General features: G+C 66.7%; 2 protein-coding genes. Both read right to left on the bottom strand.

Annotation, left to right across the window (positions count from 1 at the left end; translation table 11 throughout):
- Nucleotides 1–68: 68 nt before the first annotated feature.
- Nucleotides 69–842, bottom strand: coding sequence for an IS21-like element helper ATPase IstB (gene istB, locus ACIRU3_RS47575; RefSeq protein WP_404070694.1), 774 nt, complete (start codon nt 840–842; stop codon nt 69–71).
- Nucleotides 842–2,425, bottom strand: a complete 1,584-nt coding sequence (gene istA, locus ACIRU3_RS47570) for an IS21 family transposase (RefSeq protein ID WP_404070697.1) — start codon at nt 2,423–2,425, stop codon at nt 842–844. Before istA ends, istB begins: the two co-directional genes overlap by 1 nt.
- Between the last annotated feature and the right edge of the window lie 195 nt (nt 2,426–2,620).

Here is a 2,620-nt window from a genome sequence, read left to right as displayed (position 1 = left end):
TGTGAACGTTCGCGATATTCCCCGGCCTCGTGTTCACGTAATGGGCCAGGTCCTGGCTTGGTCGAGCTCTAGGTGATCTTGGGTTTGTCGGTCTTGGCGGTGGGGTTCTTGGGGCGTTTGTTCGGGCGATAGCTGGGGCCGTTCATGATGACCTGGTGGCTGGTGTTGATCAGCCGGTCCAGGAGAGACTCGGCGACGACCGGGTTGGGGAAGAGTGGATACCAGTCGCTGGGTGCCCGGTTGCTCGTGATGATCAGAGACCGGCCTTGCCGCTCGCTGACGAGTTCGTAAAGGTCGTCGGCCTGGGCCGCGGACAGCTGGCGCATGGCGAAGTCGTCGAGGATGAGCACGTCGGGCCGGATCAGTTCGCGGATGCGGCGGTCCCAGGTGCGGTCCGCGTGGCCGCCGGCCAGCTCGGCCAGGATCCGGCTGGTCTTGGCGAAGCGGACGCCTGCGCCCTGGCGGACGGCGAGGTGGCCGAGGGCCTGCGCGATGTGGGTCTTGCCGACGCCGACCGGGCCGAAGAGGATCACGGACTCGCCGGCGTGCAGCCAGCGCAGGGCTCCCAGGTCGCGGATCTGAGCCGCGGGCAGTTTCGAGGAGGCGGTGAAGTCGAACTCCTCCAGGGTGACCTGTTGCTCGAACTTCGCACGTTTCAGGCGTCGTTCGAAAGCAACGGTCTCGCGGCGGGTGATCTCGTCCTGGCAGAGGACCTGAAGGAAGTCCAGGTGCCCGAGTTCACCGCCGTGGGCTTGGAGGAGGCGGGCGTCGAGGGTCTCCAGCATCCCGGACAGCCGCAGGGCCTTGAGTGATTCCCGCAGAGCGGTGTCCATCACGCTCATCACGCAACACCGTCCTGACCCTGGTCGTCATGGTCGCCGTCCGCCGCGTCGGGGGTCTCGACGGTGGCGAACAGCCCTTGGGGCCCGTGCAGGAAGGCCGCGGCTCCGGCGTCCCCGGTCTCCGGTTCGGGGTCCGTCTCGGTGCCGGCGATCAGGATGCCCTTGATGGTGCGGTAGGACGGGTCTCCGACCGCGATCGCCTTCGCGCAGGCGGCCTCCAGCCGCGTCTCGCCGTACTTCTTGCGCAGGCCGAGGATGCCCTGGGCAGCCCGCAGGCGATAGAGGGCACCGACTTCCAGCAGCGACTCGACCACTTCCCGGCAGGCGCCACCGACCTGGCCGGCCTGCGTGCGGCACCAGATCGGCGTCTTCATCTGGAAGGCGATCTTTTCCGGCGGGTAGTCGGTCTTGTCGGTGCGTTTGCCCTGCTCAAGCGCCGCGTGTGTCTTGACCAGATCGCCGTCGAGGAAGACCTGCACCATCGTGGCGGTGGAGCGGACGTCGACCCGGCGGCCGATCAGCTTCCAGGGCACCGAGTAGAGGGTGCGGCCGACCTTGATGTGAATGTCCGGGCCGACCACGGCCGTTGACCAGCGGGCCAGCACGAACGGTGTCTCCGGCAGCGGCAGCAGCACCTCTGCCTCGATGGCCTCGAACACCGACAGCGGCGAGGCCCCGCCCAGCGGTCGGCACTGGCGGCGGCCGGCTACCTTGCCGCACCAGCCGATCGCCTCGGCCTGCATGTGCTCGACGGAGACGAACTCCCGCCCTCGCCAGAACGAGTCCCGGATATAGGGCATCGGACGTTCGACCCGAGGCTTGTCCTTCGGCTTCCCGGCCCGGGCCGGATCCACCAAGGCACCGTAGTGGGAGGCGAGTTCGGCATACGCTTTGTTGATTTTGGGGTCGTAGAGGTCGGGCTTGTCGACACCGGTGCGCAGGTTGTCCGGCACCAGCCGACGCGGGACACCGCCGAAGAACGTGAAGGCGGCGACGTGTGATTCGGTCCAGGCGTGCTGGTCCAGGGTGAGCACCGGGCGGATGAACATGTGCCGGGAGGCGGGCAGCACCATCACGAAGGCCCAGACACGGTGCCGTTTGCCGGTGCGTGGGTTGGTCCACTGCCCCAGGAAGCCGTAGTCGATCTGGGCTTCCGAGCCGGGCTCGACTTCGTCACGCAGGACGGTGACCTGCGATCTTTTCGTCTCGCCGGGCAGGGTGGCCTCGATCCAGCGGTGGAGCGAGGACCGGGATGCCCGCACTCCGCGTTCGTCGCGGAGCCGCTGGTGGATCGTGGTGACGGTGACCGTTCCGAGCAGGCTGCTGATGTAGTCGCGGTGTTCGTCGAACTGGTCCCAGGTGATCTGCCGCAGGCGCCGGTCGGCGAGCTCCGGGAACCAGCTCTTGATCAGCTTGGCCCAGTCGTCCTCGCTCATGGGCGGGCCGCCGGGGGTGATCCCGGACAGTTCCGCCGGGGCCAGGTACTTCCTGACCGTCTTGCGGTCCACGCCAAGCGATGTGGCCAGCTCACTCTTGGAGCGGCCTGCGTACCAGTGGACGTAGATCTCGATGATGTCGACCACGGTGAATGATCTCCTTGCCATCAGGTGCGTCCATCGACCTCTCGTGGTGCAGGTCGAGGGACATGTGCGTGTTCGTGATGGCCAGGACCCTCAAGCCCAACTTCGTCATCCCCATGGGGAATTCGGTGAAATCGGGATGCGTCATTACATGAGACTCAAACCACCCGGGGGTGGGGAAAACCGTGACCGCGCACA

This window comes from Streptomyces sp. NPDC101151 (assembly GCF_044768335.1).
In the GTDB taxonomy this organism is placed as follows: Bacteria; Actinomycetota; Actinomycetes; order Streptomycetales; family Streptomycetaceae; genus Streptomyces.
This window is presented reverse-complemented; position numbering and strand designations above follow the sequence as displayed.

What these genes read in the sequence shown, in the direction of transcription:
- istB (WP_404070694.1), bottom strand. Translation starts at nt 842, where the DNA reads ATGAGCGTGATGGACACCGCTCTGCGGGAATCACTCAAGGCCCTGCGG.